Below are 23,075 nucleotides of genomic sequence, written 5' to 3' on the forward strand. Positions count from 1 at the left end.
AATGTCCAGATCCTTGTTGGTAATCAGCCGTCAGGCGCCGTGGTCCGGGCCCAGTGCGCGGGAAGCGCTGGATGTGGTGCTGGCCGGTGGCGCATTCGACTTGCCGATTGGGCTGCTGTTTCTCGATGACGGGGTATTTCAACTGGCCACTGCGCAGGATGCCAAGGCCGTGCAGCAAAAGGACCTGACGGCCAACCTGCAGGCACTCTCGCTGTTTGGCATCGATGATGTGTTCGCCTGCAGCCACAGCCTGGCCGAGCGCGGGTTGACCGCCCCTGATAGTGCACAGCCACTGAGCAGCGCCCAGATTTCCCAGATGATTGACCGTTACGATCAGGTGATGACCCTCTGATGTCGACCTTGCATATGTTGTCCCACTCCCCGTTTACCGACAGCCGCCTGGGCAGTTGCCTACGCCTGTGTGGCGCGCAGGATGCGATCCTGTTGTGCGGCGATGCAACCTATGCCCTGCAAGCCGGCAGCGCCCCCTTCCAGGCCTTGCACGCCAAGGCCCTGAATGTCTTCGTGCTAGCTGAGGATGCCCAGGCCCGTGGCCTGGCGTTGCCGGAGTGGGCTCAACGTGTCGACTACCCAGGTTTTGTGCAGTTGTCGATCGAACACGACAAGGTCAACACCTGGCTATGAACACCCTGACCGTAGGCGCGCGCACCCTTGAGCTGGACAAGGACGGCTACCTGGTTGACCTGAATGCCTGGTCGACCGAGGTGGCCGACGCCCTGGCCAGCGCCGAAGCGCTGGAACTGACCGACGAACACTGGGAAATCCTTGAGCTGCTCAGGGGTTTTTACCAGGAATTCCAGTTGTCCCCGGCCACCCGCCCGCTGATCAAATACACCGCCCTGAAGCTGGGCCCGGAAAAGGGAAACAGCCTGCACCTCAACCGACTGTTCAAAGGCACTCCCGCCAAACTTGCCGCCAAGCTGGCGGGCCTGCCCAGGCCGACGAACTGCTTATGACCGACTTTGCCCCGCTGACCACCGAAACTCCCGCCGAACACCCCTTTGCGCCGTTTGTACGGATCCTCGGCAAAGGCAAGCGCGGCGCCCGCAGCCTGACGCGCGAAGAAGCCCGGGAAGCCATGGGCATGCTGCTCGACGACAAGGTCGAGGACTCCCAGCTCGGCGCGTTCCTGATGCTGCTGCGCCATAAGGAAGAAAGCCCGGAGGAACTCGCCGGTTTCACCGAGGCCCTGCGCGCGCGCCTCAACCCGCCCTCATTGCAAGTCGATGTCGATTGGCCGACCTATGCCGGGAAAAAACGCCACCTGCCGTGGTACCTGCTGGCCGCCAAGTGCCTGGCGCAGAACGGCGTGCGGATTTTCATGCACGGCGGCGGCGCGCACACGGCCGGTCGGTTGTACACCGAACAATTGCTGGGCGAGCTGCAAATTCCACTGTGCCGCAACTGGCAGCAGGTCGAGACCGCCCTGGCGCAAGGCAACCTGGCATTTATGCCACTGGGTGACTGGGCCCCGCAGTTGCAACGCATGATTGACCTGCGCAACATCCTCGGCCTGCGCTCGCCGATCCATTCCCTGGCGCGCATCCTCAACCCGCTGGGTGCACGTTGCGGCCTGCAAAGCATCTTCCACCCCGGCTACCAGGGGGTACACCGCGATGCCAGTGGCTTGCTGGGTGACAACACCCTTGTGATCAAGGGCGATGGCGGCGAGATCGAGATCAATCCCGACACCACCAGCCACTTGTACGGCACTACCGGCGGCGCAAGCTGGGATGAGGAGTGGCCGGCCCTCTCCGCCCAGCGCCACGTCAAGCCGGCCAGCCTCGACCCTGAGCATTTGAAGGCCCTGTGGCGCGGCACGGTGCAAGACAGCTACCCGCAACTGGCGCTGATCGCCACCATGGCCCTGGCCCTGCGCGGCCTGGGGCATCCACGGGAACAGGCCTTCGCCCTGGCCCAACAGTATTGGGACGCGCGGGATAAATCGATTTAATCGATCATTAACCCCGAGCCTTTGCGCTATTTCTTCGGATCCAGACGATTAAACTGCATGCCAACGCTTAATCGCCAAGGAGTCAGTCATGGGTTTGTTGATTGAAGGACGCTGGCATGACCAGTGGTACGAAAGTAGCGCAGATGGCACCTTCCAACGGGAGCAGGCGCAACGCCGTAACTGGGTCACGGCCGATGGCCAACCTGGCCCGAGTGGAGATGGCGGCTTCAAGGCCGAAGCCGGCCGCTACCACTTGTATGTCTCCCTCGCCTGCCCGTGGGCGCACCGGACCCTGATCCTGCGCAAGCTCAAAGGCCTGGAAAGCCTGATCGACGTGTCGGTGGTCAGTTGGTTGATGCTGGAAAATGGCTGGACCTTCGACAAGGCCCATGGCGCTACTGGTGACAAGCTCGACGACTTTACCTACATGCACCAGCGCTACACCGCCGACACCGCCAACTACACCGGGCGCGTTACGGTGCCGGTGCTGTGGGACAAGAAGCTGAACCGCATCGTCAGCAATGAATCGGCGGAGATCATCCGCATGTTCAACAGCGCGTTCAACGGGCTGACCGGCAACACCCTGGACTTCTACCCTGAGGCGCTGCGCCCGACCATCGACGCGCTGAACGGGCGGATCTATCCCGCCGTGAACAATGGCGTGTATCGCGCAGGTTTTGCCACTTCACAGCAGGCGTACGACAGTGCCTTTGATGAGGTATTTGCCGAACTGGATCACCTGGAACAGCACCTGAGCGAGCATCGCTACCTGGCGGGCGAATACCTGACCGAAGCCGATGTACGTTTGTTCACTACCCTGATCCGGTTTGACGCGGTGTATTACAGCCACTTCAAATGCAACCTACGGCGGATTGCGGACTATCCGAATCTGTCGAATTGGCTACGAGAGCTGTATCAATGGCCGGGCGTGGCCGAGACTGTGGATTTTGCCCATATCAAGGGGCATTACTATGCCAGCCACCGCACGATCAATCCTACAGGGATTGTGCCGAAGGGGCCGTTTCAGGCGTTTGCCCGCGAACATGATCGAGACAGACTGAGCGGTAAAGGGATCTGGCGCTGATTCAAGTCTTGCGTTGAATGCACTGACCCCATCGCGGGCAAGCCCGGCTCCCACAGTTGACCTGTGTAGCCGGGCGAACAGGTTAGACCTGGGACTGGGCGCCCTCGAACCACTTCAGCTTCTCACGCAACACCACCACTTCTCCTACGATCACCAGCGTCGGCGCATGCACTTCATGCTTCGCCACCAGGCGCGGCAGGTCAGCCAGGGTGCCGGTAAACACACGCTGGTTGGATGTAGTGCCCTGCTGGATCAGCGCAGCCGGAGTGTCCGCCGCACGACCATGGCGGATCAATTGTTCGCAGATAATCGGCAAGCCGATCAAGCCCATGTAGAACACCAGGGTCTGCGACGGTCCCACCAGGTCATTCCAGGGCAGATCCGAGGTGCCGTCTTTCAGGTGCCCGGTGATAAAGCGTACTGATTGCGCATAATCGCGATGGGTCAGGGGGATGCCAGCGTAAGCCGCACAACCACTGGCCGCGGTAATCCCCGGCACCACCTGGAACGGGATGCCATGGGCCGCCAGTTCCTCGATTTCTTCGCCGCCACGCCCAAAAATAAACGGGTCGCCGCCCTTGAGGCGCAGCACCCGCTTGCCCTGCCTGGCCAGGTTCACCAGTTGCTGGTTGATCTGCTCTTGCGGCACGGCGTGATCGGCGCGGCGCTTGCCGACATACACGCGCTCGGCATCGCGCCGGCACAGTTCAAGAATCGCGGGCGCCACCAGGCGGTCATACAGCACCACATCGGCTTGCTGCATCAAACGCAGGGCGCGGAAGGTCAGGAGGTCCGGGTCACCGGGGCCTGCGCCCACCAGATACACTTCACCCGGCGCGTGGGGCGGCTTGCCGTTGACTTTCGCCACCAGCAAACGCTCGGCTTCATCGCCCTGCCCGGCCAGTTGCCGATCGGCAATCGGCCCCTGGAAAACCTCTTCCCAGAAGGCCCGACGTTGCTGCACATCAGGATACAAACCTTTGACCTGCGCCCGAAAGCGCGCGGCCAGCCCGGCCAATTGGCCATAGGTGGACGGAATCCAGGTTTCCAGCTTGGCACGGATCAAGCGTGCCAGCACCGGCGCATCGCCGCCACTGGACACCGCAATCACCAAGGGCGAGCGGTCGACAATCGCCGGGAAGATCACGCTGCACAAGGCCGGCGCGTCCACCACATTGACCGGCACACACCGGCGCCGGGCCTCGCTGGATACTTGCGCATTCAGCGGCTCGTCGTCGGTTGCCGCGATGACCAGGGTGCAGCCATCAAGGTCTGCCGCCTGGTAACCACGCACAATCAGTTCACCGCCACTGCCCTGTACCAGTTCACGCAACGGGTCTTCAATCAGGGGAGCAACTACCCGCAACAACGCGCCGGCATCGGCCAGCAGCCGGGATTTGCGCAAGGCAATCTCCCCGCCACCGACGACCAACACACGGCTACCGCGCAGGTTATGGAACAGTGGCAGAAATTCCATTTAGCCGATGACCTCAACGCCCGCCATGTACGGCTTGAGCACTTCAGGTACGCGGATCGAACCGTCGGCCTGCTGGTAGTTTTCCAGCACCGCGACCAGGGTACGGCCTACGGCCAGGCCCGAGCCGTTGAGGGTGTGGACCAATTCCGGCTTGCCGGTTTCCGGGTTGCGGAAACGCGCCTGCATGCGCCGGGCCTGGAAATCACCGCAGTTGGAGCACGAGGAGATCTCGCGGTATTTGTCCTGGCTCGGCACCCACACTTCCAGGTCATAGGTCTTCACCGCACTGAACCCCATGTCGCCAGTGCACAGCGCCAATACGCGGTACGGCAGCTCCAGCAGTTGCAGGACGCGCTCGGCGTTGGCCGTCAGGCCTTCCAGGGCCGCCATGGAGGTCGAGGGCTCGACCACCTGCACCATCTCGACCTTGTCGAACTGGTGCTGGCGGATCATGCCACGGGTGTCACGGCCTGAGGCACCGGCCTCACTGCGAAAGCACGGGCTGTGGGCGACAAACTTGATCGGCAACTGCTTGGCGTCGAGGATCTCGCCGGCCACGATGTTGGTCAGCGACACTTCGGCGGTCGGGATCAGGTACAGATCGGCTTCGCCATCGCGGCTGATCTTGAACAGGTCTTCCTCGAACTTCGGCAGCTGGCTGGTGCCCATCAGCGCCGGGGCCTGCACCAGGTACGGGGTGTAAGCCTCTTCGTAACCGTGCTCGCCGGTGTGCAGGTTGAGCATGAACTGCGCCAGGGCCCGATGCATGCGCGCGATCGGGCCGCGCAGCAAGGCAAAGCGCGCACCGGACATTTTGGCGGCGGTTTCAAAATCCAGGCCGCCGGTCAATTCGCCCAGGGCGACGTGGTCCTTGATCTCGAAATCAAAGGTTTTTGGCGTGCCCCAGCGGCGCACTTCGACGTTGCCGTCTTCATCTTCACCGACCGGCACCGACTCGTGCGGCAGGTTGGGAATGCCCAGCAGGATCGAATCCAGCTCGGACTGAATCTTGTCCAGCTCAACTTTACCGTCGGACAGCTCGCTGCCCATGCGCTCGACGTCCGCCATCAACGGCGCGATGTCTTCGCCACGCTGCTTGGCCTGACCGATGGATTTGGAGCGCGCATTGCGTTCAGCCTGCAGTGCTTCGGTGCGGGTCTGGACGGTCTTGCGCTGTTCTTCCAGCGCTTCGATGCGCGCAACATCCAAGGCAAAGCCACGGGATGCCAGGCGGTCCGCTACGTCCTGAAGGTTGCTACGTAACAGTTTGGAATCGAGCATGTCGGTCTCTCGTTTATCAAAGTTTGGTCAAGGACAGGCCGGCCCAGGTGGCAAGCAGCCCGCCGAATACACTGATGGCCGCATAGCCTATTGCCAGCGGCACTTGCCCACTTTCCAGCAGGCGCACGGTATCCAGTGAAAAGGATGAAAAGGTGGTCAGGCCGCCAAGGAAGCCCACCATCAACCCGGCGCGCACTTCAACAGGCACCTCCGGGCGTAACAGAAACAGGCCGTATAACACGCCGATCAGCAGGCAGCCCACGATATTAACGGCCAGCGTCGCGGTATAGAAGTGTTTCGGCCAATTGGCGCTGATCCAATTGCCAGTGACAAAGCGCAATAACGTACCGGCTACACCGCCAACGGAGACTGCGGCCACCAAGGCAATCATGGTTTTCTCCGCTGTTTGGGACTCAGGCGGTCAAGTTGCGCCAGGTGATTGAGCTTTTCCCCGATCTTCAGCTCCAGGCCACGGGGCACCGGCTGGTAGAACGGCTGTGGCGCAAGGTCGTCGGGAAAGTAGTCTTCACCGGCGGCATAGGCATCCGGCTCATCGTGGGCATAGCGGTATTCGTCGCCATAACCCAGTTGTTTCATCAGCTTGGTCGGTGCATTGCGCAGGTGCAGCGGGACCTCCAGCGAGCCGTGCTCGGCCGCCGCCCGCAAGGCCGACTTGAAGCCCATGTACACCGCATTGCTTTTCGGTGCGCAAGCCAGGTAGGTGATGGCCTGCGCCACCGCCAACTCGCCTTCCGGGCTGCCCAGGCGCTCCTGGACTTCCCAGGCCGCCAGGCATAGGCTCAGGGCCCGCGGGTCGGCATTGCCGATGTCTTCGCTGGCCATGCGCACCACGCGCCGGGCCAGGTACAGCGGGTCGCAGCCGCCATCGATCATGCGCGCAAACCAATACAGTGCGCCGTCCGGGTTGGAGCCGCGCACGGATTTGTGCAGCGCGGAAATCTGGTCGTAGAAGGCCTCGCCGCCCTTGTCGAAGCGCCGTCGGGTATCGCCCAGCAGGCTTTGCAGCAGGTCGACGCCAATCTCGCTATTGTCTTCGGCCAGGTCCGAGGCGTTTTCCAACAGGTTGAGAAACCGCCGGCCATCGCCGTCAGCCGCTGCCAGCAAAATCTTGAAACCCTCATCCCCCAGGCTCAGGTGGCGCTTGCCCAGGCCCTTGTCTTCGCTCAGCGCCCGCTGCAGCAGCTTCTGCATCGCCGCTTCGTCGAGACTCTTGAGCACATACACCCGCGCCCGCGAGAGCAAGGCGTTGTTCAGTTCAAACGAGGGGTTTTCCGTAGTGGCGCCAATAAAAATCAGCGTGCCGTCTTCCACATAAGGCAGGAACGCATCCTGCTGCGACTTGTTGAAGCGATGCACTTCGTCCACAAACAGGATGGTGCGCCGGCCGTACTGCCCGGCCTGTTGCTTGGCGACTTCCACCGCCTGGCGGATTTCCTTGACCCCGGCCAATACCGCCGAGACCGTTTCAAAGTGTGCATCCGAGACTTTCGCCAGCAGCCGCGCCAGGGTGGTCTTGCCCACCCCCGGCGGCCCCCAAAAGATCATCGAGTGCAGGGCACCCTGCTCCAGGGCTTCGCGCAGGGGCTTGCCGCGAGCCAGCAAGTGCTCCTGCCCGACATACTCATCCAGGTTGGTCGAGCGCAGGCGCGCGGCCAAAGGCTGGGCAATCGGGTCACTGCGAAACAGGTCCATGGGCTGCGTTTTACTCCTGGATCACATCGGCACCCTTGGGGATGTCGAACTTGAACGTGGAGGCCGGAACCGGCTCATTGGCCTTGACCCCGGTGAACAGGATATTGGTGCGCTGGCCGACGCTGTCAACCAGTTGCATATCATTGATCACGCCGTTGCGAAACGACAGGCGCAGGCTGTCGAACAGCGTGTCCTTGGACTTGGGCTTGAGGGTGAAGTCGATCACGTTGCTTTGTTGCTTGGACGTGATCTCGAAACTCTCGCTGATCTGCGACACATCACCCGACAGCAGCAAGGCCGGGGTCTGGCTCAGGCGCGGGTCGAGGGTCTTGATGGTCGCCTGCTCCAGGTCCGGGTCCCACAGCGTGACTTTCTTGCCATCGGAAACGATGGTCTGCTCGTTGGGCGCGTCGGTTTTCCAGAAGAACAGGCCTGGACGCTGCACGGCCATTTCACCGGCCGTTTCCTGCAACTGCGTGCCGCCACCGTCCAGGGTCAACTGGGAAAAGCGCGCAGTCAGGGTCTTGGATTTGTCCAGCAGGTTGGTCAGGCTCGCGACAGATGCCTGGTCGGCGTGGGCCGAAAACGCGGTCAGGGCCAATGCCGGCAACAACAGCATGCGGATAAGACGCATGGGAGTCCTCATAGAATGATGTGAAAGGCGCGCTGCGTGCTACCACGCGGCGCGAGGTCAGTCGCGCATCGGCCCGGGCGCGATCACTTCGCGCGAGCCGTTGGTGTTCATGGCCGTGACGACGCCGGCCATTTCCATGGATTCGATCATACGCGCGGCGCGGTTGTAGCCGATCTTCAGTTTACGCTGCACCGCCGAGATCGAGGCGCGACGGCTTTCCAGCACGAACGCCACCGCTTCGTCGTACAGCGCGTCGGTCTCGGCATCATCGTCGCCGCCACCGCTGCCACCGTCGAAGCCGCTGCCGGCCTCCTCGACACCCGCCAGGATATCGTCGTTGTATTCCGGCGCGCCGCGCAGTTTCCACGCCTCGACCACACGGTGCACTTCGTCATCGGAAACGAAGGCGCCATGAACGCGGATCGGCAGGCTGGTGCCGGGCGGCATATAGAGCATGTCACCATGACCCAGCAGTTGCTCGGCGCCACCCTGGTCGATGATGGTCCGCGAGTCGATCTTGCTCGATACCTGGAACGCCATGCGGGTCGGGATGTTGGCCTTGATCAGGCCGGTGATCACGTCCACCGACGGCCGCTGGGTCGCGAGGATCAAGTGGATCCCCGCAGCACGGGCCTTTTGTGCGATACGGGCGATCAGCTCTTCGACCTTCTTGCCGACGATCATCATCATATCGGCGAATTCGTCGACCACCACGACAATGGTCGGCAGCTTGGTCAGCAGCGGCGCTTCATCGTGAATGCTTTCGCGCTTGTACAGCGGGTCGGTCAAGGGCGTGCCGGCGTCCTGGGCTTCCTTGACCTTGGCATTGAAGCCGGACAGGTTACGCACGCCCATCTTCGCCATCAGCTTGTAGCGCCGCTCCATCTCGGCCACGCTCCAGCGCAGGGCGTTGGCAGCGTCCTTCATGTCGGTCACCACCGGGCACAGCAGGTGCGGGATGCCTTCGTAGATCGACAGTTCGAGCATCTTCGGGTCGATCATGATCAGCTTGGCGTCTTCTGGGCCGGACTTGAACAGGATCGACAGGATCATTGCGTTCACCCCCACCGACTTACCGGAACCAGTGGTACCGGCAACCAGCAGGTGGGGCATTTTCGCCAGGTCAGTGATTACCGGCTTGCCGCCGATATCGTGCCCCAGGGCCAGGGTAACCGGCGACTTGAAGTTGTCGTATTCCGGGGTCGACAGCACTTCGGAGAAGCGCACGATCTGCCGGTCTTCGTTGGGAATCTCGATGCCCACGGTGGTCTTGCCGGGGATCACTTCCACCACACGCACGCTGGTCACGGCCAGGGAACGCGCCAGGTCCTTGGCCAGGTTGGCAATACGGCTGACCTTGACCCCAGCGGCCGGCTGGATTTCGTAACGGGTAATCACCGGGCCAGGGTGGATCGAGTCCACCGACACCTCGACGCCAAACTCCTTGAGTTTGATTTCCAGCAGATGGCCGACGGCCGCCAGGGATTCCGGGGAATAGTTGAGCTGTTTCTTTTCGGCCGGGTCGAGGATCGAGATCGGCGGCAAGGTGCCTTCGACGGCGCTGTCGATAAACAGCGGCGCCTGTTTTTCCTTCTGCACCCGATGGCTGGGCTCGGGCGCCTTGACCGGCGCGGGAGCGATAACCGGCGGCACTTGCTTCTCGCGGTCGGACATGTGCTTGGTCAGGGCCTGCTCGCGTTCGATCAGGCGTTCCTTGACCTTGGCCTGCTCACGGCGGTCCGGCGTACTCGGGGCCACCACTTCATTGACCCGAGTGTCGACTTCACGCAACTGCGCCACCATGCGCTTGCGGTCCACACGGGCGGCCCACCAGCGGTTGGCGGCGCCCTGGAACAGCTCGAACAGGTCGAGGGTGATCTTGCCGGTCACATCCATGACCTTGAACCACGACAAGTCGGTAAATACCGTCAGGCCAAACAGGAACAGGGCAATGAACATCAGCGTGCTGCCCTGGATATTCAGGGTCTTGCGGGCCAGGTCACCGAGGCTTTCGCCCAGGGCACCCCCCGCACCCGCCGGCAGGCCGGTCGGGGCATGGAAGTGGATATGCGCCAGCGCCGCGCCCGACAACACCAGGAACACCAGGCCGATCAGGCGCCAGGAAAACAGCCAACCGCTCCACTGCCACGGCTCATGGCGCTGGCGGAAGATCTGCCAGGTCTTGATCGCCAGCAACAACGGGAAGATATAGGCGAAATAGCCGAGGATCATGAACAGGATATCGGCGCTGTAGGAACCCACAGGTCCGCCGAAGTTCTGCACATCGTCGATCTTGCTGTTATGGCTCCAGCCCGGATCATCCTTGCCATAGGTCAACAAGGCCATCATCAGGAACAGGCATAAAGCACCGATGGCAATCAGCGCGCCTTCCTTGAGCCGATAGTGCAAGTGCTGGCGCCAGGCCGGTACCACTGCTGTTTTGGGTGCTGCGGCGGATTTCTTCAAAACGGGTCTTTTCCTGCGCCTTAAGCGCGTCCAACAGTTGAATGACGATAAAAATACTGCCCAATCCGGGCAGATGAAAAGTGAACGAGCGTCGTCAAGCGTCCTTTAACACTCCGAGACTGAATCATGAACGGGCGTTAACGCCAGCCCACAAGGACATCGTGTCGCCATTGTACGGGTTTGTGTGCCCGTTGCCACGCTGCCGGCCTCGCTCAGGAAACCTAGGCAAGCGCATTGGCCATACGCCTCAATTTGAGCATGCATTGTCTTTACTGACAAAGGCTTATGAGCTGTTTTTAGCAGACTGGACAAGCTTTGCCCCGCATTCCCGCCCAACGGATGGCGAGATGACGCGATTACGACCGCATCACCGCTGTAGAGTTGCAGAAACACCCGCTCATGCATCAGGGTACGGATTACGTGATCGGGCTGGCCGAGTGGCGCCGGGTCGACAATAATCACTGCCTACGCGGCGGGCTCCGGCCTGTCACCGCCCTCCCCTTCCGTAAGCCCGACTACCATGCTCACCTGGTTGCAACGCAACACCCTGACGTTTCCACCGCTGGCCAAGGCCATGCGTGAACCCAACGGCCTGCTGGCAGCCGGCGGCGACCTGTCCGCCGACCGCCTGGTCCAGGCCTATCGCCATGGCTGCTTCCCCTGGTTCTCGGAGGGCCAGCCGATCCTGTGGTGGTCGCCAGACCCACGCACGGTACTGTTCCCCGCCGAGCTGCACGTGTCCCGCAGCCTCGCCAAGCTGCTGCGCCAGCAACGCTATGAGGTGACCTTCGACCAGGACTTTGCCGCCGTCATCCAGGCCTGCGCTGCCCCTCGCAGCTATGCAGACGGCACCTGGATCACCAAGGCCATGCAAAACGCCTACCTGCAACTGCACCAGCGGGGTTATGCCCATTCCGTCGAGGTATGGGACCAGGGCGAACTGGTCGGCGGCCTGTATGGCCTGGCCATGGGCCGGCTGTTTTTTGGCGAATCGATGTTCAGCCGCGCAGACAATGCCTCGAAATACGGCTTCGCCACCCTAGTCAGACAATTGCAGGCCTGGGGCTTTGTGCTGATTGACTGCCAGATGCCCACCGACCACCTGCACAGCCTCGGCGCCCGCGCCATCCCCCGCAGCGACTTTGCCGGCTACCTGAGCGACCACCTTGATCAAGCCAGCAGCGGGCCATGGGTTTCTTAGGCGACATGCGCACACCTGGCTTACACTTATTTCAACGCTTATCCGAGGGTTGATCATGACCGAGTTGGCGCGCTTGAAGTTTTATGCCACTCAACCCCACTCTTGCAGCTACCTGCCCGAAGAACAGGCCACTACGCTGTTCCTCGACCCCAGCCAGCCGATGGACGTGCATGTGTATGCCGATCTGTCAGAGATGGGCTTTCGGCGCAGCGGCGACCACCTGTACCGGCCGCACTGCCAAAACTGCAACGCCTGTGTGCCGGCGCGTATCCCCGTGGGGCAATTCTTGGCGGACCGTAATCAAAAACGCATCCTCAAGCGTAATGCCGACCTGACCGTGACCCCCGCCAAGCCCGGCTTCAGCGAAGAGTACTTCGATCTCTACCAGCGCTACATTGAACAACGCCACGCCGACGGCGACATGTTCCCCCCCAGCCGCGACCAGTTTTCCACGTTTTTGGTACGTGACCTGCCATTCTCGCGCTTCTACGAGTTCCGCCTAGAAGGCAAACTGCTAGCGGTCGCGGTCACGGACCTGTTGCCCAATGGCTTGTCGGCGGTCTACACCTTTTACGAGCCCGCCGAAGAACGCCGCAGCCTCGGGCGCTTTGCCATTTTGTGGCAAATCGGTGAAGCCTCCCGGCAAAAACTGGACGCGGTGTACCTTGGATACTGGATCAAAAACTGCAAAAAGATGAACTACAAGACCCAATATCGGCCCATTGAGCTGCTGATTAATCAAAGATGGGTCACGCTTAACTAGAACCCCTTGGCTTGAACACCCTTTTTCGGGCACAATGCACGCCGCTTTTGCCTGGCGCAGTTGCACCGGGCCATTCACTGGATACCGAGGGCTTTACTGCATGTCGAAAGAAGACAGCTTCGAAATGGAAGGCACTGTCGTCGACACCCTGCCCAACACCATGTTTCGCGTGGAGTTGGAAAATGGGCACGTCGTAACCGCGCATATCTCCGGCAAGATGCGCAAGAACTACATTCGTATTCTTACCGGTGACAAAGTGCGCGTCGAGCTGACGCCCTATGACTTGAGCAAAGGGCGCATCACTTACCGCGCTCGCTAAACAAGTCAATACAAGACGCCCGGTTATGCCGGGCGTTTTTGTGTGTGTGGGATTTAACCAGCACCGCAGAATGAGTGTGGGAGCTGGCTTTGCTGCGATAGCGGAGTGTCAGCCAACAGGCCTGTGACTGACACTCCGCTATCGCAGGCAAGCCAGCTCCCACATTTGATCTTCATTGACTGGGATTTGGCGGGCAGCAAAAAGGCGCCTTTCGGCGCCTTTTCTATTGCTGTCAAACATCAGGCCATTTCGGCCGTGGTCTCGAACTCGAAGGTCAGCTCGCCGTCCTTCAAGTCGATATGCACCACGCCACCATGGTCGGAAAGCTCGCCGAACAGGATCTCTTCGGCCAGTGGCCGCTTGATCTTGTCCTGGATCAGGCGCGCCATTGGGCGGGCGCCCATTGCCGCGTCGTAGCCGCCCTCGGCGATCCAGCTGCGTGCCGCTTCCGTCACCTCCAACTGCACACGCTTGTCTTCCAACTGCGCCTGCAGCTCGGTAAGGAACTTGTCCACCACGCTCTTGATCACCTCATGGCTGAGGCGACCAAACTGGATAATGGTGTCCAGGCGGTTACGGAATTCCGGCGTGAAGCTCTTCTTGATCACTTCCATCGCATCGGAAGAGTGATCCTGATGAGTAAAGCCAATGGAAGCCCGCGCGGCCGTCTCGGCACCGGCGTTGGTGGTCATGATCACGATGACGTTGCGGAAGTCCGCCTTGCGCCCGTTGTTGTCGGTCAGGGTCCCGTGGTCCATGACCTGCAGCAGCAGGTTGAAGACTTCCGGGTGGGCCTTTTCGATTTCATCGAGCAGCAGTACGCAATGCGGCTGCTTGGTGATCGCCTCGGTCAACAGGCCGCCCTGGTCGAACCCGACATAGCCCGGAGGCGCACCGATCAGGCGCGACACGGTATGCCGCTCCATGTATTCGGACATGTCGAACCGCACCAGCTCAATGCCCATGGCCTTGGCCAACTGCCGCGCCGCTTCGGTCTTGCCGACGCCGGTAGGGCCGGCGAACAGGAACGAACCCACCGGTTTATCCGGCGACTTGAGGCCGGCCCGGGACAGCTTGATCGCCGTCGACAGCGAATCAATCGCCGCATCCTGGCCAAACACCGTCAGCTTGAGGTCGCGCTCCAGGTTACGCAGCAGCTCCTTGTCGGAACTGGTGACGTGTTTTGGCGGGATTCGCGCAATTTTCGCCACGATATCCTCGACCTGCGCCACTTCAATGCGCTTCACCCGCTTCTCGACCGGCTGCAGGCGCTGGTAAGCCCCCGCTTCGTCGATCACATCGATGGCCTTGTCCGGCATATGCCGGTCATTGATGTAGCGCGACGCCAGCTCAGCGGCCGCACGCAACGCCTCATCGCTGTACTCGATGCCGTGGTGCGCCTCGAAACGCCCTTTGAGCCCACGCAGGATGCCAATGGTGTCTTCGACCGACGGCTCGGACACATCGACTTTCTGGAAGCGACGCGCCAGGGCACGGTCTTTCTCGAAGATCCCGCGAAACTCCTGGAACGTGGTCGAGCCGATGCAGCGGATATCCCCCGAAGACAACAGCGGCTTGAGCAGGTTGGACGCATCCATCACCCCACCGGAAGCCGCACCGGCGCCAATGATCGTGTGGATCTCATCAATGAACAAAATCGCCTGCGGACGCTTTTTCAGCTCGCCAAGCAATGCCTTGAAACGCTTTTCAAAGTCGCCACGGTACTTGGTCCCGGCGAGCAACGCGCCCAGGTCAAGGGAGTACACAACGCTATTGGCCAGCAGGTCAGGCACCTGGTTATCAACAATGCGCTTGGCCAGGCCTTCGGCAATCGCGGTCTTGCCCACGCCTGCCTCGCCCACCAGCAGCGGGTTGTTCTTGCGACGGCGCGCGAGGATCTGCGCAACACGCTCAACTTCCATCTCGCGCCCCACCAGCGGGTCGATCCGCCCCTGGCGCGCCAGTTCGTTGAGATTGCTGGCGTAGGCATCCAGCGGGTTGCTTGAAGAAGAAGACTCACCGCCCTCGTCGTCCTGCATATCCTGCTCACCCTCGGAGTGATCGCCATGCCCTGGCACTTTCGAGATGCCATGGGCGATGTAGTTGACGACATCGATACGCGCCACGCTCTGCTGCTTGAGCAGGAACACTGCCTGGCTTTCCTGCTCGCTGAAGATGGCAACCAATACATTGGCGCCGGTCACTTCACGTTTGCCGGAGCTCTGCACATGGAACACGGCGCGCTGCAACACCCGCTGGAAGCCCAGGGTTGGCTGGGTCTCACGGTCCTCGTCATGCACGGGGATCAGTGGCGTGGTGGAGTCGATGAACTCCTGCAGGTCATGCTTGAGCTTGTCGAGGTTGGCGCCACACGCACGCAGAACCGTGGCGGCAGCTTCGTTATCCAAAAGTGCCAGCAGCAGGTGCTCGACGGTCATGAATTCATGACGCTTCGAGCGGGCCTCCTTGAAGGCAAGATTGAGGGTGACTTCGAGCTCGCGGTTTAACATAGCTTCACCTCATACCCAAGTGGTCGGCGTTAACCGTCCTTCTCGATTTCACAGAGTAGCGGATGCTGGCTTTCCCTGGCGTACTGGTTGACCTGCATGGCCTTTGTCTCGGCGATGTCACGGGTAAACACTCCACATACTGCCCGTCCTTCTGTATGAACGGCCAGCATTACCTTGGTCGCCAACTCGCGGTTCAGATTAAAAAACACCTCGAGTACTTCGACGACGAAATCCATCGGCGTGTAGTCATCATTGAACAAAACCACCTTGTACATCGGTGGTGCCTGTAAAGCAGGCTTGGCCTCCTGAACAGCGATGCCTGCAGAACCGTCATCGTCTTCTAGATGATCCGGGCGATCCTGATTGAATGTTAGTCGAATCTGGCTGAATGCATGCATGGAAAGAAAGGTTCGTCAGTTGTGCATTTACAGTGATGGGGGCGACCTGTCAGAAATTCAACTCCGACCGACTGGTCACCTTGACTATCGGCAAAACGGTGTTACAACCAATAGAACCCACAGTGGGTAAAAAAGGTCCGCGCAGTCAACCTTATTTATTCGGGTTAGGACGGATAAACTGGATGATACTCCAGTGATGGAGTCTGGTGCAGAGGGATATGGGTATGTCTGGCGTCAAGATCAGTGGCAAGGTCAAATGGTTCAATAATGCCAAGGGCTACGGCTTCATTAATGAAGACGGCAAGGAAGAAGACCTTTTTGCGCATTACTCGGCGATCACCATGGAGGGTTACAAAACGCTGAAAGCAGGCCAACTGGTGACCTTTGAAGTCATCCAGGGCCCCAAGGGCCTGCATGCTGTCGAAATTTGTGCAGCAACGGCTCCGCCTGGAAAATCCCACGAAGACAAGCACGACAAGGCAGACAACTGCGCTCATTCCAAAAAGAAGCAAACGGCCTGATCAGCCACTGAGTAGCAACCCTGCAAAAAAAAACGGCCATCCCGAGCAATCAGGATGGCCGTTTTTTATAGCTTTGGACTTACATATGCGAAATCAACGCATCGCCGAAGCCCGACGACGACACCAGCTTGGCGCCCTCCATCAAGCGCTCGAAGTCATAGGTCACGGTCTTGGCCGAAATCGCCCCGTTGGTGCCCTTGATGATCAGGTCAGCCGCTTCGGTCCAGCCCATATGGCGCAGCATCATTTCCGCCGACAGGATCAGTGAACCCGGGTTGACCTGGTCCTTGCCGGCATATTTTGGTGCCGTGCCGTGGGTGGCTTCAAACATGGCCACGGTGTCAGACAGGTTGGCGCCCGGTGCAATACCGATGCCCCCCACTTCTGCCGCCAGGGCGTCGGACAGGTAGTCGCCGTTGAGGTTCAGGGTGGCGATCACATCGTATTCGGCCGGACGCAGCAGGATCTGCTGGAGCATGGCGTCGGCAATCGCATCCTTGACCACCACATTGCGGCCGGTGCGCGGGTTCTTGAACTGCATCCACGGCCCGCCATCGAGCAGGGTCGCACCGAACTCTTCGGCCGCCACTTCGTAGGCCCACTCCTTGAAGGCACCTTCGGTGAACTTCATGATGTTGCCTTTGTGCACGATGGTCAGCGACTCACGGTCGTTATCCACCACATATTGCAGGGCCTTGCGCGCCAGGCGCTTGGTGCCCTCCTTGGAAACCGGCTTGACGCCAATCCCGCAATCCTGGTCGAAACGGATCTTGGTGACGCCCATTTCCTCTTTGAGGAACTTGATGACCTTGATGGCTTCCGGCGAACCGGCCTTCCACTCGATGCCGGCGTAAATATCCTCGGAGTTCTCACGGAAGATGGTCATGTCCACATCGCCGGGCTTCTTGACCGGGCTTGGCACACCTTCAAACCAACGCACCGGGCGCAGGCAGACATACAGATCCAGCTGCTGGCGCAGGGCCACGTTCAGCGAGCGGATACCGCCCCCGACCGGCGTGGTCAGCGGGCCCTTGATGGAAACCACGTAATCCTTGACCGCGTCCAGGGTTTCCTGGGGCAGCCAGGTGTCCTGGTCGTAAACCTGAGTGGCCTTCTCGCCGGCATACACCTCCATCCAGGAGATTTTGCGCTTGCCGCCGTAGGCCTTGTTAACAGCTGCATCGACCACCTTGATCATCACCGGGCTGATGTCGACGCCAATACCGTCACCTTCGATGAAAGGGATGATCGGGTTGTCAGGAACATTGAGAGAATGGTCTGCGTTGACGGTGATTTTGTCGCCGACTGCCGGAACCTGAATCTTCTTGTATCCCATGCTGAACTCCGTTTGTGGATTGAACATCTGGCTGTGCCCGAGCCTACTCCAGTTGAATGTGGACTGGAACCTTGCGCCCGGCACATTTGCTGCGAAAAACCTAGATTTAGTGGTCTACAACCTTGAAACAAAAGGGAAAAACGCCAAACTTGAGCACTACGTGCGACTTTAGGCGCAATCCGGTCCCTGCGACCTTTAGACCAATGGACGACCCACCTTTTGTATGAAGGCTCGGCGTAAGCATAGCGACCTATGTATAATGCCGCCGCTGACCAAAGAGTCACGATGGCCGACCGCTCTATATCGAGCACCTGCGCCTGAAAAAGCCGGGCTGCCACCGTAGCCCACCCGCTTGACGCTCGACTGATGCAACCCAACATCACCGCGAAGAAACATCGACATTCGGCTCATGGATGACTTTGAACGAACGCGCTTTACCCGGCGCATCTCGAGTTTCCGCGCACGCTTTTAGCAAAGAAGAGAGTTAATCCGAATATGCCCACCCGCTCGAAGATCATCTATACCTTCACCGACGAAGCCCCAGCCCTCGCCACCTATTCACTGCTGCCTATCGTAGAGGCCTTCACCGCTTCCGCTGATATTGAAGTGGAAACCCGCGATATCTCCCTCGCAGGGCGCATCCTCGCAAGCTTCCCCGAGCAACTGGGCACCAAGGCCGTTGCGGACCACCTCGCCGAACTGGGCGCCCTGGCCGTGACCCCTGAAGCCAATATCATCAAGCTGCCCAACATCAGCGCCTCGACCCCGCAGCTGCAAGCCGCGATCAAGGAACTGCAGGCCCAGGGCTACGCCCTGCCGGACTACCCGGAAACCGTAACCACCGACGCGGAAAAAGAAACCCGTGCACGTTACGACAAGGTCAAGGGCAGCGCCGTGAACCCGGTCCTGCGCGAAGGCAACTCCGACCGCCGCGCGCCCCTGTCGGTCAAGAACTACGCACGCAAGCACCCGCACAAAATGGGCGCCTGGGCCGCTGACTCCAAGTCCCACGTGGCTCACATGAGCAACGGCGACTTCTACGGCAGCGAAAAAGCCGTACAGATCGAAGCGGCCGATGCTGTCAAAATCGAGTTGGTCGGCAAGGATGGCAGCACCACCGTCCTGAAAGAAAAGACCAGCGCACTGGCCGGCGAAATCCTCGACAGCGCCGTGCTGAGCAAGAACGCCCTGCGCGCGTTCATTGCCGCCGAAATCGAAGACGCCAAGCAACAGGGCGTGCTGCTGTCGGTTCACCTCAAAGCCACCATGATGAAGGTCTCCGACCCGATCATGTTCGGCCAGATCGTTGCCGAGTTCTATAAAGACGCCCTGGCCAAGCACGCGACCGTGCTGGAAGAGATCGGCTTCAACCTGAACAACGGCATCGGCGACCTGTACGCCCGCATCAAGGCCCTGCCGGCCGACCAGCAAGCGCAGATCGAAGCCGACATCCAGGCGGTCTACGCCGCTCGCCCATCGCTTGCGATGGTCAACTCCGACAAAGGCATCACCAACCTGCACGTACCGAGCGACGTGATCGTCGACGCCTCGATGCCAGCCATGATCCGTGACTCCGGCAAGATGTGGGGCACTGACGGTCAGTTGCACGACACCAAGGCCGTGATCCCGGATCGCTGCTACGCCACCATCTACCAGGCGGTCATCGAAGACTGCAAGGCCCATGGCGCCTTCGACCCTACCACCATGGGCAGCGTGCCAAACGTTGGCCTGATGGCGAAGAAGGCCGAAGAGTATGGCTCCCACGACAAGACGTTCCAGATCAAGGCTGACGGCGTCGTCCGCGTCACCGACAGCAAGGGCAAGCTGCTGATGGAACAGTCGGTTGAAGCCGGCGATATCTTCCGCATGTGCCAGACCAAAGACGCGCCGATCCAGGACTGGGTCAAACTGGCCGTCAACCGCGCCCGCGCCAGCAACACCCCGGCCATTTTCTGGCTGGACCCACTGCGCGCCCACGACGGCGTCGTGGTCGAGAAAGTCCAGGCCTACCTGAAAGACCACAACACCGAAGGCCTGGACATCCGCATCATGTCGCCGGTCGACGCGATGAAGTTCACCCTGGAACGCACCCGCAAGGGCCTGGACACCATCTCGGTGACCGGCAACGTACTGCGCGACTACCTGACTGACCTGTTCCCGATCATGGAACTGGGCACCAGCGCCAAGATGCTGTCGATCGTACCGCTGATGAACGGTGGCGGCCTGTTTGAAACCGGCGCTGGCGGTTCGGCGCCAAAGCACGTGCAGCAACTGCTGGAAGAAAACTTCCTGCGCTGGGACTCCCTGGGCGAATTCCTGGCCCTGGCAGCCTCCCTTGAGCATTTGGGTGTGAACTACAACAACCCGAAAGCCCTGGTACTGTCCAAGACCCTGGACCAGGCCACCGGCCAGTTCCTCGACAACAACAAATCGCCATCGCGCAAAGTCGGCAACATCGACAACCGCGGCAGCCACTTCTACCTGGCACTGTACTGGGCCCAGGCCCTGGCCGCCCAGACTGAAGATACCGCGCTGCAAGGGCAATTCGCTCAACTGGCAAAAACCCTGGCCGAGAACGAAGCAACCATCGTTGCCGAACTCAACGCCGTACAGGGCAAGCCAGTGGACATCGGCGGCTACTACGCACCGAATCCTGAGCTAACCAGCAAGGCTATGCGCCCGAGTGCTACGCTCAATGCTGCGATTGCTGCGTTGAAGTAATGCTGTAAGGGCGACATCACACACCCCGGCCATGTGCCGGGGTTTGTGTTTTCAGCCCTTTAAAAGCGCGCCGTACTCCGCACGCCAGGCGTTTTCAATAATCGCCAGTAACTGCGACCGATACCAAGGCTCCCAACCCGGCCTCTGTTTGAGCCCGACACCAAACCTGGGTAGCGCCGGCAGATGCGCAAGCGCTTCCAGGCTTTTCAAGCCCTGCACCTGAGCAAACCCGGGCAACAACGTTACACCAACCCCAGCCTGGACCGCCGAACGCAACGACACCAGGTCCTCGGATTCATACACACAGCGCCATCTGATACCGCTCTCCTCTAGGCGCCGGATCGCCAGACTCCTGAATATGCAAGGCGCCTTGAACAAGGCCAGCAAAACTTCCTGCCCCTCGGCAGGCACGGCGGCCTGCTTGCCACCCAGCCATTTCAGCGAAAGCGTATGTAAAGGCTCCCCGGCGACCTTTGGCAGCTCATCAATCATCAGGCCAATATCAATTGCGCCCTCATTGAACGCTTGCGCAAGCACCAGGGAGCGCGCCACCTTGACCCCGATTCGCACCGACGGCAATTCAACGGCCACCGCTGCAATAACACGCTGCAGAATCTCCTCGCAAAAATATTCAGGGATACCGAGCGCCACCGACTCCTGGGTGCGACTGACATCAAACAACCTCCCGACCTTATCGTTGACCTCCAGGATCTGCTGGGCATAACCGATCAGCCGCTCACCTTCCAGGGTCAGCAACACCTGGCGGTTATCGCGAACAAAAAGACCGACACTCAGCAACTCCTCCAACCGCCGGATCTGTTGGCTGATAGCAGGTTGCGTCAGGCTCAGCGCCTCGGCGGCCCGGGTAAAACTGCCCAGCTGCGCAACCTTGAGGAAGCTGCGCAGGGACTGAATATCAAGATTGATTCTCATGGCACACCGAAGCGAGTGAGTAAATGCGCCCGAGCATTAGTGCAAGGCTGCGCCCCTGTCTGTCAAGAACGCTAGCCCCTAACGGGCACGCGCATGATTCATCATGTAAACGCCAACCCCGGACACCACAAAACCTGCAATCGCCAGTGCACCAGGGACTTCACCCAGGGTCATAGAGGCCATGATCTGCGTGACCGCAGGAATCACATGGAACAGATTGGTAGCCTTGCTCGCTTCACCGCGACGAATCATCAGATACAACAGCGTCAGTGCACCTACCGAGTTCATCAGGGTGATCCAGGCCACCGAAGCGGCGAAGGGTGCCCATTCGGTGACTTGCATGGTTTCTGTGGTGTAGGCCAACACCAGCATTACCAACGACGCGGTGACCATCTGAATGAAGCACCCCACCCACAGGTTGACCCCACCGAGAAAGCGCTTTTGATAGAGCGTGCCGAGCGTAATTCCCACCAGAGCCAGACCTACTGCGCCATAACCGCCAATTGATGCCTCGGAGCCAAAAAAACTGTTGGCCACAACAATGGCGACACCGCCAACGCCCAGGATCGAGCCCGGCAGGTCACGCCAACTTAATTGCTCACCCAGGCAGAAATAGGCACCGATTACGACGAAAACTGGCATCAGCCCGACAATCAATGCCGCCTGCCCCGCAGGAACCCCCTGACTGATTCCGGTGTAAAGGCCACCGAACTGCAGAGCTTGCAGGAGGACGCCCACTGCTGCTGCATGAAGGTAAGGTGCTGGCCGTTTTGGCCATTGCGCCTTGATAGCGAGCGCCACCCCCAGAAAAACCAAAGCCGCCAAAGCAAAACGGTAGAACGTCATGGTGAAGGGCTCGCCATAACGCACACCAAATGCTCCGCCGATATAACCAGAACTCCACAGCAGGATGAAGGCAATGGGCAGCGGCGACGTAAGACGCACTTCGTAGCCTTTGTGGGCAATCTGATTCATGACACTCTCCAATAACGACTGTTCTGGAGAAGTAAGCTGCGCTCCCGCCTGGCTCCGGTAAAATCACATAATGTCAGGCACACCATGCAGATTGCTTATGCAGCACAATCTCACTGAATAAACCGCATCAAAATGTGGGAGCGGGCTTGCTCGCGATAGCGGTAGTTCAGCCAACATATTCGGCGACTGATACAGCGCCATCGCGAGCAAGCCCGCTCCCACACAGACTGCATTCCAGCCTAAAGACCGCGTCGCACTTTAAACTGAGGCTTTCCATGACCTGGCAACCCCACATCACCGTCGCCACCATCGTCGAAGACAATGGCCGCTTCCTCATGGTCGAAGAGCTCAAGGGCGGCCGCGCCGTGCTCAACCAGCCTGCCGGCCATCTCGACCCGCACGAAACCCTGACCGAAGCCGCCGTGCGCGAAACCCTTGAAGAAACCGGCTGGGACGTCGAAGCCACCGGTGTCGTCGGCCTCTACCTATATACCGCCCCCAGCAATGGCGTGACCTACCAGCGGGTCTGCTTCATTGCCAAGGCCCTGCAACACCGCCCGGACTATCAGCTCGACGAAGGTATCGTGCGCGCCCGCTGGCTGACCCGAGACGAGCTGATGGCGGTACGCGACGACTGGCGCAGCGAGTTGATCATTCGCTGTATCGATGATTATCTGGCCGGTCACTGCCACAGTCTCGAACTGATCCGCCCTTCTCTTTAGCCTTGCGGGCTCGGGCCTGCTAGAATCGCGTCCTTTTTCAAGACAC

General features: G+C 60.1%; 22 protein-coding genes. 11 read left to right on the forward strand and 11 right to left on the reverse strand.

Translation table 11 applies throughout. The annotated features are described in order from the left end of the window. Window position 1 precedes the first annotated feature (1 nt). From tusC to AO268_RS17280, 5 genes are all read left to right on the forward strand, one after another. A complete protein-coding gene (tusC, locus tag AO268_RS17260) occupies window positions 2-352 on the forward strand; it encodes a sulfurtransferase complex subunit TusC (RefSeq protein WP_099169370.1) in 351 nt (116 codons plus the stop codon). Beyond that, window positions 352-645 carry a sulfurtransferase complex subunit TusB gene (gene tusB, locus AO268_RS17265; protein WP_076963831.1) on the forward strand — a complete coding sequence of 98 codons (294 nt, stop codon included), beginning with the start codon at window positions 352-354 and terminating at the stop codon, window positions 643-645. Before tusC ends, tusB begins: the two co-directional genes overlap by 1 nt. After that, complete coding sequence (locus tag AO268_RS17270) at window positions 642-977, forward strand: TusE/DsrC/DsvC family sulfur relay protein (protein WP_076963830.1); 336 nt, start codon at window positions 642-644, stop codon at window positions 975-977. The genes tusB and AO268_RS17270 overlap by 4 nt, the downstream gene beginning before the upstream one ends. Next, the gene (locus AO268_RS17275) at window positions 974-1,975 is read left to right on the forward strand and encodes a glycosyl transferase family protein (protein WP_076963829.1); all 1,002 of its coding nucleotides are present in this window, start codon (window positions 974-976) and stop codon (window positions 1,973-1,975) included. Before AO268_RS17270 ends, AO268_RS17275 begins: the two co-directional genes overlap by 4 nt. An 88-nt stretch (window positions 1,976-2,063) precedes the next feature. After that, a complete protein-coding gene (locus tag AO268_RS17280; RefSeq protein WP_099169371.1) occupies window positions 2,064-3,059 on the forward strand; it encodes a glutathione S-transferase family protein in 996 nt (331 codons plus the stop codon). An 82-nt stretch (window positions 3,060-3,141) separates the two neighbouring features. Here the strand turns inward: AO268_RS17280 and cysG are convergent, their stop codons facing one another. From cysG to AO268_RS17310, 6 genes are read right to left on the reverse strand one after another with little or no spacing between them, the layout of a single operon-like run. Beyond that, entirely contained in the window at window positions 3,142-4,536 is a 1,395-nt protein-coding gene (gene cysG / locus AO268_RS17285) for a siroheme synthase CysG (RefSeq protein WP_099169372.1), read from the reverse strand. Then, on the reverse strand, window positions 4,537-5,817 hold the full coding sequence (gene serS, locus AO268_RS17290; protein ID WP_099169373.1) for a serine--tRNA ligase: 1,281 nt from the start codon (window positions 5,815-5,817) through the stop codon (window positions 4,537-4,539). Window positions 5,818-5,833: 16 nt separating this feature from the next. Then, the gene (crcB, locus tag AO268_RS17295; protein WP_076963825.1) at window positions 5,834-6,208 is read right to left on the reverse strand and encodes a fluoride efflux transporter CrcB; all 375 of its coding nucleotides are present in this window, start codon (window positions 6,206-6,208) and stop codon (window positions 5,834-5,836) included. Then, entirely contained in the window at window positions 6,205-7,530 is a 1,326-nt protein-coding gene (locus AO268_RS17300) for a replication-associated recombination protein A (protein ID WP_099169374.1), read from the reverse strand. The genes crcB and AO268_RS17300 overlap by 4 nt, the downstream gene beginning before the upstream one ends. Window positions 7,531-7,540: 10 nt before the next feature. After that, window positions 7,541-8,164: an outer membrane lipoprotein chaperone LolA gene (gene lolA, locus AO268_RS17305; protein WP_029293564.1), complete on the reverse strand. Its 624-nt coding sequence runs from the start codon at window positions 8,162-8,164 to the stop codon at window positions 7,541-7,543. Window positions 8,165-8,221: 57 nt separating this feature from the next. Then, on the reverse strand, window positions 8,222-10,630 hold the full coding sequence (locus tag AO268_RS17310) for a DNA translocase FtsK (protein WP_029293562.1): 2,409 nt from the start codon (window positions 10,628-10,630) through the stop codon (window positions 8,222-8,224). Window positions 10,631-11,150: 520 nt separating this feature from the next. On the opposite strand from AO268_RS17310, the gene aat reads away from it, so the two are divergent. From aat to infA, 3 genes are all read left to right on the forward strand, one after another. Beyond that, complete coding sequence (gene aat, locus AO268_RS17315; protein ID WP_076963823.1) at window positions 11,151-11,831, forward strand: leucyl/phenylalanyl-tRNA--protein transferase; 681 nt, start codon at window positions 11,151-11,153, stop codon at window positions 11,829-11,831. 55 nt (window positions 11,832-11,886) lie between these two features. Next, entirely contained in the window at window positions 11,887-12,594 is a 708-nt protein-coding gene (locus tag AO268_RS17320; RefSeq protein WP_099169375.1) for an arginyltransferase, read from the forward strand. 100 nt (window positions 12,595-12,694) lie between these two features. After that, window positions 12,695-12,913, forward strand: coding sequence for a translation initiation factor IF-1 (gene infA / locus AO268_RS17325; RefSeq protein WP_002553999.1), 219 nt, complete (start codon window positions 12,695-12,697; stop codon window positions 12,911-12,913). A gap of 239 nt (window positions 12,914-13,152) precedes the next feature. On the opposite strand, the gene clpA is transcribed toward infA, so the two are convergent. Then, on the reverse strand, window positions 13,153-15,423 hold the full coding sequence (gene clpA, locus AO268_RS17330; protein WP_070995983.1) for an ATP-dependent Clp protease ATP-binding subunit ClpA: 2,271 nt from the start codon (window positions 15,421-15,423) through the stop codon (window positions 13,153-13,155). A gap of 29 nt (window positions 15,424-15,452) precedes the next feature. After that, a complete protein-coding gene (gene clpS / locus AO268_RS17335) occupies window positions 15,453-15,821 on the reverse strand; it encodes an ATP-dependent Clp protease adapter ClpS (protein WP_029293391.1) in 369 nt (122 codons plus the stop codon). A 224-nt stretch (window positions 15,822-16,045) separates the two neighbouring features. Here clpS and cspD point away from each other — a divergent pair, with 224 nt between their 5' ends. Next, window positions 16,046-16,342 (forward strand): cold shock domain-containing protein CspD, encoded by a 297-nt coding sequence (gene cspD / locus AO268_RS17340; RefSeq protein ID WP_076963821.1) that lies wholly within the window; start codon window positions 16,046-16,048, stop codon window positions 16,340-16,342. A gap of 79 nt (window positions 16,343-16,421) precedes the next feature. Here the strand turns inward: cspD and icd are convergent, their stop codons facing one another. Then, window positions 16,422-17,678 carry an NADP-dependent isocitrate dehydrogenase gene (icd, locus tag AO268_RS17345; RefSeq protein WP_076963861.1) on the reverse strand — a complete coding sequence of 419 codons (1,257 nt, stop codon included), beginning with the start codon at window positions 17,676-17,678 and terminating at the stop codon, window positions 16,422-16,424. A 495-nt stretch (window positions 17,679-18,173) separates the two neighbouring features. Between icd and AO268_RS17350 the strand changes: the two genes are divergently transcribed. After that, a complete protein-coding gene (locus tag AO268_RS17350; RefSeq protein WP_076963820.1) occupies window positions 18,174-20,399 on the forward strand; it encodes an NADP-dependent isocitrate dehydrogenase in 2,226 nt (741 codons plus the stop codon). Window positions 20,400-20,450: 51 nt separating this feature from the next. Here AO268_RS17350 and AO268_RS17355 read toward each other — a convergent pair whose 3' ends face one another. Further along, window positions 20,451-21,332, reverse strand: a complete 882-nt coding sequence (locus AO268_RS17355) for a LysR family transcriptional regulator (protein ID WP_099169376.1) — start codon at window positions 21,330-21,332, stop codon at window positions 20,451-20,453. Between the two features lie 78 nt (window positions 21,333-21,410). After that, window positions 21,411-22,307 (reverse strand): DMT family transporter, encoded by an 897-nt coding sequence (locus AO268_RS17360; protein ID WP_099169377.1) that lies wholly within the window; start codon window positions 22,305-22,307, stop codon window positions 21,411-21,413. Between the two features lie 275 nt (window positions 22,308-22,582). On the opposite strand from AO268_RS17360, the gene AO268_RS17365 reads away from it, so the two are divergent. Then, complete coding sequence (locus AO268_RS17365) at window positions 22,583-23,029, forward strand: NUDIX hydrolase (RefSeq protein ID WP_099169378.1); 447 nt, start codon at window positions 22,583-22,585, stop codon at window positions 23,027-23,029. Window positions 23,030-23,075 lie beyond the last annotated feature (46 nt).

Source organism: Pseudomonas sp. ICMP 8385, from assembly GCF_002699915.1.
Classification (GTDB): Bacteria; Pseudomonadota; Gammaproteobacteria; order Pseudomonadales; family Pseudomonadaceae; genus Aquipseudomonas; species Aquipseudomonas gessardii.